The 7926-nt window shown below is 57.7% G+C and carries 7 protein-coding genes; 6 read left to right on the top strand and 1 reads right to left on the bottom strand.

The features are described from left to right. The first annotated feature begins 295 nt into the window (after positions 1 to 295). The 6 genes from relB to IV91_RS0113180 all read left to right on the top strand — a co-directional run bounded on the left by relB (position 296) and on the right by IV91_RS0113180 (position 6573). Entirely contained in the window at positions 296 to 523 is a 228-nt protein-coding gene (gene relB / locus IV91_RS0113150) for a type II toxin-antitoxin system RelB family antitoxin (RefSeq protein ID WP_031599200.1), read from the top strand. Further along, positions 507 to 770 carry a type II toxin-antitoxin system RelE family toxin gene (locus IV91_RS0113155; RefSeq protein ID WP_031599202.1) on the top strand — a complete coding sequence of 88 codons (264 nt, stop codon included), beginning with the start codon at positions 507 to 509 and terminating at the stop codon, positions 768 to 770. The genes relB and IV91_RS0113155 overlap by 17 nt, the downstream gene beginning before the upstream one ends. Before the next feature lie 259 nt (positions 771 to 1029). Continuing rightward, a complete protein-coding gene (locus tag IV91_RS0113160) occupies positions 1030 to 2952 on the top strand; it encodes a polysaccharide biosynthesis protein (protein ID WP_031599203.1) in 1923 nt (640 codons plus the stop codon). Between the two features lie 65 nt (positions 2953 to 3017). Further along, entirely contained in the window at positions 3018 to 4466 is a 1449-nt protein-coding gene (locus IV91_RS0113165; RefSeq protein ID WP_051862726.1) for a flippase, read from the top strand. A 314-nt stretch (positions 4467 to 4780) separates the two neighbouring features. Beyond that, entirely contained in the window at positions 4781 to 5821 is a 1041-nt protein-coding gene (locus IV91_RS0113175) for a class I SAM-dependent methyltransferase (protein ID WP_031599206.1), read from the top strand. A gap of 8 nt (positions 5822 to 5829) precedes the next feature. Next, positions 5830 to 6573, top strand: a complete 744-nt coding sequence (locus tag IV91_RS0113180; RefSeq protein ID WP_031599207.1) for a glycosyltransferase family 2 protein — start codon at positions 5830 to 5832, stop codon at positions 6571 to 6573. Positions 6574 to 6592: 19 nt separating this feature from the next. Here the strand turns inward: IV91_RS0113180 and IV91_RS0113185 are convergent, their stop codons facing one another. Next, on the bottom strand, positions 6593 to 7561 hold the full coding sequence (locus tag IV91_RS0113185; RefSeq protein WP_031599209.1) for a glycosyltransferase family 2 protein: 969 nt from the start codon (positions 7559 to 7561) through the stop codon (positions 6593 to 6595). Between the last annotated feature and the right edge of the window lie 365 nt (positions 7562 to 7926).

Here is a 7926-nt window from a genome sequence, read left to right on the forward strand (position 1 = left end):
GTTGGCGGCATGTTCAGTGACGCGACCCACTTTCCAGTAGGCTTTGCGTAAATTATTGGAAACGGGCAACTTTACGCCCTTGGACAATTTCGCATTCCGGCTCAATCCCATCGACACTTTGGCCGCTGTCATCAGCAACTTGAAATTGGGCCAAAAGCAGCAGTTTGAAATTGGAAGCCAAGTAGGCCAAGAGGAGTTGATGTTTTCATGCGGCTTCTGTCAGTTACCCACACAGTGGGTTCCATGCGTAATTATGTGATACAGTTAATACATGTATTCAAAAGGAGGTTGTGGCATGGCTACTTCGATTCGACTGGCTCCAGAAACAGAGCAACGGCTTGACTACCTTGCTTCCCTTACCGGGCGGACAAAGGCTTACTATCTGCGAGAAATCATCGAGCAGGGTATTGAGGATATGGAGGACTACTACCTTGCCGCTGATGTGTTGGAACGTGTTCGAAAGGGGCAAGAACAGGTGCATTCTGCTGCTGACATGAGGAGAGACCTTGGCTTGGACGATTGATTATGCCGACACGGCCAAGAGGCAGCTCCGCAAGTTCGACAAGCAAACGGCACGGCGCATCGTCGATTTCATGGAGCGTATTGCCGGACTGGAAAATCCACGTAGCACAGGCAAGGGGTTGACCGGCCCGCTTGGCGGTTTCTGGCGTTACCGGGTGGGCGATTGTCGAGTGATTTGTGACATTCAAGACGGTGCTTTGCGCGTGCTTGTGGTACAAGTGGGCAAACGGCACGAGGTTTACCGATAAGTGGGTTCATGGGTCCGGCAGCGCAAGTTCAAGACAAATCTATCACCTGCGTATTAAATTACCATGACAGACGAAACAAGTATCCTGATCACAGGACGCTTCTGAGTGGGAATCGAGGTATTTGTGGAGTGAGCAGAACGAACGACTGATGGCTTTATCTGGTCACCGTTGACCATCACTCCTGTGCTAGAATCTAATCCATCCGGGTTGCCCGGCAAGGCACGAGCGTGGGCAATCATACCCACTGAAACCAATTCCCATGCCGTTCCAGAAAGCTATCCATCCCGTACTGTCCCTCCCGCGCCTGACAAAACGCTTGCTGGTGCTGACTGTAGATGCCTGTCTTTGCGTGCTCACAGTCTGGTTGGCCTATTACCTGCGTCTGGGCGAATGGGTCTTCCTGTCCGGCCCCCCTCTTCTGGCGGCGGTCACTTCCGTTGCACTGGCCCTGCCCGTGTTCATTGCTTTTGGCCTCTACCGGGCCATTTTCCGCTATTCCGGATGGCCAGCCCTGATGGCGGTCACGCGCGCCTCCTTTGTCTATGGCCTGATGTTCGCGGCCATTTTTACCGCCATCGAAGTGCCCGGGGTCCCGCGCACCGTGGGATTGATGCAACCCCTACTGTTGCTGCTGACTGTGGGGGCTTCCCGGGCCTTGGCGCGCTTCTGGCTGGGCGGGGAATACCAGAACCTGCTGAAACATGACACCTTGCCCAGAGTGCTGGTGTACGGGGCTGGAACCTCGGGGCGCCAGTTGGCAGGCGCTCTGGCCCACAGCCATGAAATGCGCGTGGTGGGTTTTCTCGACGACGACCACCGTCTGCAGGGCAACGTGCTGGACGGACATCGTATCTATGCCCCCGGCGATCTGCCGGCCCTGCGGGAAACCCTCAGGGTCAACGATGTACTGTTGGCCATCCCTTCGCTCAACCGACACCAGCGTAATGAAATCCTGGAGTTGATGCGCCGCTCCCGCGTATCGGTGCGCACCCTGCCCCGCATGGCTGACCTGGCCCAGGGACGGGTCAGCATCTCCGCCCTGCGCGAACTGGATCTGGAAGATCTGCTGGGCCGGGAACCCGTGACCCCCAACCCTATCCTCCTCAGAAAAAATATCCACGACAAGGTGGTACTCGTAACCGGCGCCGGTGGCTCCATCGGGAGTGAACTGTGCCGCCAGATCGTTGCCCTGAACCCGACCATCCTGCTGCTGCTGGAACAAAGCGAATTTGCCTTGTACGAATTACACCAGGAACTGCTCCCCCGGGCACCCACCTTCAAATTGGTGCCTCTGCTGGCCTCCGTGCAGGACAACCGACGCATGCACGAAATCCTCTCCACCTGGTCGCCCCACACGGTGTACCATGCCGCCGCCTACAAACATGTGCCCATGGTGGAACATAATCCGGCGGAAGGGCTCAAAAACAACGTACTGGGCACCCTCACCACCGCGCTGGCTGCTCTGAAAAATGGCGTGTCGGACTTTGTATTGATCAGCACGGACAAGGCCGTACGCCCCACCAACGTAATGGGAACCAGCAAGCGTCTGGCTGAAATGGTCCTTCAGGCCTTGGCCGTGGAATCCTCCGTCACCCGCTTCTCCATGGTGCGTTTCGGCAACGTGCTGGGATCCTCCGGTTCCGTGGTGCCCCTGTTCCGCCAGCAAATCAAGGACGGGGGACCCATCACCCTCACCCACGGGGAAGTGACCCGCTATTTCATGACCATTCCCGAAGCCGCCCAACTGGTCATCCAGGCGGGTGCCATGGCGCGGGGGGGAGATGTGTTCGTGTTGGACATGGGAGAACCTGTCAGGATCATGGACCTGGCGCGGCGCATGGTGGAACTGTCCGGTCTGCGGGTGCGTGACCATGAGGATCCGGAGGGAGATATCGAAATTCAGGTGACTGGCCTGCGCCCGGGAGAAAAACTCTATGAAGAATTGCTCATCGGCAACCAGCCCGAACCCACGACCCACCCACGCATCATGAAGGCCCATGAAGATTTTCTGGGATGGTCAGAACTGAACAGCAAGCTCGATTCCCTCACGGTAGCCCTCAATACCAACGATGTAGACCTGATCCGGTCATTGCTCCAACAACTGGTCCCCGGATACCAACCGGAAGGCGACATCGTGGACTGGGTACACCTGGAACGACAGACAGAGGCACCGGAGAGATAACCTCTCTGCCGAATCCATGGAAACTAGCCCCCCAACCGACCGATGACTTGATTATAATCCCGGTCATGTCTCCCTCTTCCCCCAGACCTGCCGGGATTGGTCACGCCACCCTGATCAACGCGCTCGGCACGGTCATCCCCGGCCTCGTCATGGTGGCCACCGTGCCCCTCTATATCCGCTCCATCGGCGAGGCGCGTTATGGCGTTCTGGCTCTTCTCTGGCTGTTGCTGGGTTATTTCGGGATCTTTGACCTGGGTTTTGGGCGCGCCCTCACCAACCGCTTTGCCGCCCTTCCCCCCGGTGCCCGAATTCTCCGCCAACGAACTTTCTGGACCGGACTGGGGCTCAGCCTCGGTGCCGGGTGCTTGGGCGGCGGAATTCTCTATGCTCTGGGGACTCACTTTTCGGATACCTTTTCCTTGGTCGGCCCCTTGCGTGAGGAATGTCTGGCTACCTTGCCCTGGGTACTGGTGGCCCTGCCTTTGGTCACGGTTCTGTCCGTTCTATCCGGGGCCCTCATGGGTCGGCAAGCCTTCGTTGCCATGAACGCAGGACAAGCCATCGGTAATTTGTTGTTTCAGTTATGCCCGCTGATCCTGGCCCTGAGCCACCATCCCACCCTCCCGGCCCTGGTGCCCGCCGCCCTGCTGGGTCGAGCCGTCAGTGTCATCGTCCTGGGACTCGCCTGTCAGCGCCTTATCCCGCTAACCGGGCGCCCCCACTTCGCCGCCCAGGAAATCAAACCTCTGCTCCACTACGGAGGGTGGGTCACGGTCACTGCCTTGGCCGGTCCCCTGCTTACCGTATTCGACCGTTTCGTCATCGGGGCCCTCAGCGGGATCACAGCGGTTACTGCTTATACCGTACCCTTCAATTTGGTCAATTATTTGATGATTTTCCCCGTCAGTCTGCAAAAAGCGCTTACCCCCACCCTGACCGCCGCATCGGAACCCGAGGCTCGACAGTACGTCCTGAACTACACCCGTCTCCTCACCGCACTCATGACGATCACGATCCTCCTTGCCCTGCTGGGCATGAGACCTTTCCTCGACCTGTGGTTAGGCCCCCGACTGGCCCCAACCACAGGACCCATCGGGACCATCCTGCTGCTGGGCATCTGGGCCAATGCTTTGGCATTCATTCCCTTCACCCACCTGCAATGTCGCAACCGTCCCGACCTGCCTGCCCGCTTTCACTTGCTGGAACTCCTACCCTATGGCCTGACGCTGTGGGGACTGATCTCTGCCTTCGGGGCAGAGGGTGCTGCCTGGGCCTGGAACCTGCGCATTGGCGTCGATGCTCTCCTGCTGTTCTGGGCGGCAGGTAGCCTGGATGCCCTGCGTCATAGTCTGGGTCCCGCTTTCTTGCTCACCCTGGCCTTCGTCCTGACGCAACTTCTGCCCTACGCCTCCTTCCTCTACCTGGCTCTGGCCAGTCTTCTGGTCCTGTCCACCCTTTGGAATTCCTGGGTACTGCTCCCGCCCCACTGGCGCAAACGATTCTTTCACCGGTGAAAGACAGCAAATGCCACCCAACGGAGTGTGGAGATCAAGTGAGTTCTGAAATGAAAAATTATCACCCTATTCTTTTACAGTTACTTCATTGTGATTGATTTACCCTAGGGATGACGTTTACACTCGAACTGTAGCCCCCTGATGAACCAAGGATGATCTTGAATCGTATCGACCCTGCCACAAAAGAAGCCGTCCAGCATTTCCTCCCACTTATGGCGGGTCATGAGGCCAAGGCGGGCACGCTCGACTCTCATGTTCGCCATGGGCGCTGAATTCATGCCCATGTCCGACGATCCCAACTGCGAAATGGAGTCATGACCCCCTGGCCAGAAGAACAACTGGACAGCGTCACGCTTTGTCCCCTTTGTCATGCCCCGGAGCGTACCGTACTCCATGAGGGACTGACCGACCGGATCTTTTTCAGTGCGCCCGGACGCTGGACCCTATACCGTTGTACTCGATGCCACTGCGCCTATCTCGATCCCATCCCCAACCAGGCCAGCATCGCCTTGGCCTATCAGAATTATTACACCCACGGGGCAGAGCCCTCCGGCACCTCCTGGCTAGGGCGTCTCAAACAATCCCTGTTGAACGATTACTTCAACGCCCACTATGGGAGTTCCCTGTCCCCCCATTCACCGCTCGGACGCTGGCTGATTCCCTTGCTGCCCCTCTTGAAAAACAAAGCCGACATGCAAGTCCGTCATTTGCCCTGTTCTCCCCAGACCCCCAAGGTTCTGGCGGACATCGGTTGCGGGAACGGCGACTTCCTGGCCCTCGCCGCCCGCCTGGGGTGGGACGCCTGGGGAACTGATATGGACCCGCAAGCCGTGGAATTCGCCCGTCGCCGCGGCACCAAGGTACACTGCAGCGGTCTTCCGGATACGGGACTCCCCGCACATCACTTCGATTACGTCACCCTCAGCCATGTCATCGAACATGTGCCCGACCCCCGCGCCACCCTGCGGGAAATGTGCCGCATTCTCAAACCCGGCGGACGTCTTTGGGTAGCCACCCCCAATCTGGACAGTTTCGGTCATGAACGATTCGGGCATCACTGGCGTGGACTTGAGCCTCCCCGTCACCTCGTCCTCTTCACCCAGGCCACCCTCAGCCAATTGTTCAAAGAACAAGGATTCACCCACCTGACGGTTCACCTGCCGGAATTACCCAGTCGGTGGCTGTACCAATCCAGCCATCGCATCGAGCAAGGAAAAGATCCTTACGACCCCCAAGCAGGTTCTCTCCCCTTGCCCTTATTCCTTCAATCACTGCTGGCCGATCTGCGGGTGATGTTCCAGACCCCCGAGCGGAGCGAATTTCTCACGATCTCGGCGCAAAGTCCCGAACGCTGATCCTTCCCATGACCGACCCGCGCCCCCCCAAGATCGTCGTCTCCATCGTCAGTCACCGTCAGGCCTCTCTGGTCCAGACCCTGCTGGGGGATTTGGCGCAGCACGCCCCCGATGTGGCGATCTGTCTCACAGCCAACCTGCCCGAACCTCCTCCCACGGCCCTTCTCCCCTTCACGCTTCTCACCAACCCTCACCCCAAGGGGTTTGGTGAGAACCACAATGCTGCCTTCCAGCACTGCGATGCCGACTTTTTCTGCGTCCTCAACCCGGATATCCGTCTCACCACCAACCCCTTCCCGGCGCTTCTGGACTGCTTGAGCGACCCCCAAGTCGGACTGGTCGTCCCACAGGTCACCACGGTCCAAGGAATCCCCGAAGACAACGCCCGTCACTTTCCCACCCTGGCCGGATTGGTGAAGAAAGTATTTGGCTTGAGCGATGGACGGATCCACGCGCCGGAAAACTCACCAATCCCCATCGATTGGGCTGCCGGCATGTTCCTGATGTTTCGGGCGGATGCCTTTCGTGCCATCCGGGGATTCGATGAGAATTTTTTTCTGTATTACGAAGACGTGGATATCTGCGTCCGCCTCTGGGCCCAGCACTGGCAGGTCAGACTCTGCCCCCAAACTTCCGTCATTCACAATGCACAACGGGACAGCCGCAGGAAACTGCGCTACACCCTATGGCACCTGTCCAGCATGGCTCGCTATTTCTTCAAGCATGGGCTTCTAAAAGCCCCTACCCGCTAAAATCAGGACGCAACCCTGCTCATATCCGGTTGAACAGCGCTGCCAGGAACAATCCCAATTGCCCGACAAGGTGCTGTCGGTACACCCCCGAGCGCTTCAAACCCAGCAAGCGCTTGCCCAGGGTTTGCTGTCGGGCCCATAGAAACGTTCTGAGAATCAAAGCATTTTCAAGCGTCAAGCAAGGCCCCAAACTCTGCAATGCACGCGCATGAATGTCTGTCCAAAGAACATAGCGTCGCTTCCACATGAAGCCCAGACGAGCCCAGCGTTTCGACCAACTGATACTGGCCCCCACCAGATTCTGCCCATGCTGACGGTAGCGTAAGGTAGGAATGGGATCGTAATGTACTTGCCCCCCGCACCCCGTTACCACCAGATAGGTCCACCAGTCGAAGGTGACCACTTCCACCCCAGGTTCCACCGATCGGAGCAGGGCGCAGGCGGCAGCATTGAACACCATGGTATTGCCCCCGGCAATATTCTGCATGAGGGCGTTGGCAAAGGATGGAGGCCTGCGCATCAAGGGAGAAAACCCACGGTCCCGCCCCTGCTCATCCACCAGACGCGTGCGCGCACAATACAGAGCCGGAATAGAGGGGGGTACCATGGACAACCAAGCCACGGCTCGGGTCAACTTTTCCGGTTCCCACAGGTCATCCTGATCCGAATAAGCGTAATAATCCGCATTGATTTCAGGGCGGCACACCAGAGACAAGAAATTAGCCACGAATCCCTGATGGGGTCCCGCCACCACCGTCATGCGTTTCCCCCAACGTTCCTGATACTCCGCCAGAATCTCCAGGGTCCTGTCCGTAGACCCATCATCCGACGCCCACACATACCAGTTCCCATGGTGCTGAGCCTCGTAGGAAGCCAACTGTTCACGCAGAAATGCCCCACCATTATAGGTGGCCAGCAGGATGGCGACAGATGTGTGAGACCCTGTGTTCTCCAGATCAGGATCTTCCAAGTTATGCAAGAGTGACATCACAGCCTCAGCAAGGTTCTTTATGGGCATCCTTGCCATTAAAAAGCAACCGGGTTAAGCAGGGCTTAACGACTCTGAGGGTTGCCCACCCGAAAACATGAAGCAATGGGGATGAATTCGGTTGGTGATACCCGGATTTCGTGAGTTTCATGATACCACGGTCACTAAACCTCCCCATGTCTAAAGACAGGGGGTTCTAAGGGCGAATCCACTGGGGTCTCCTGGCTCTCGTCTTGCGACTACAGCATCCAGGCCATGACCGATGGCAAACCCTCTATCACAAACGACCTGCTCTAACGGTGTTGCCACCGTGATTTTGCCCGAAGGCTCGATCTTCGCAGGTTCGGAACGCAGCCACCCCGTTT

Source organism: Ferrovum myxofaciens, assembly GCF_000735045.1.
Classification (GTDB): domain Bacteria; phylum Pseudomonadota; class Gammaproteobacteria; order Burkholderiales; family Ferrovaceae; genus Ferrovum; species Ferrovum myxofaciens.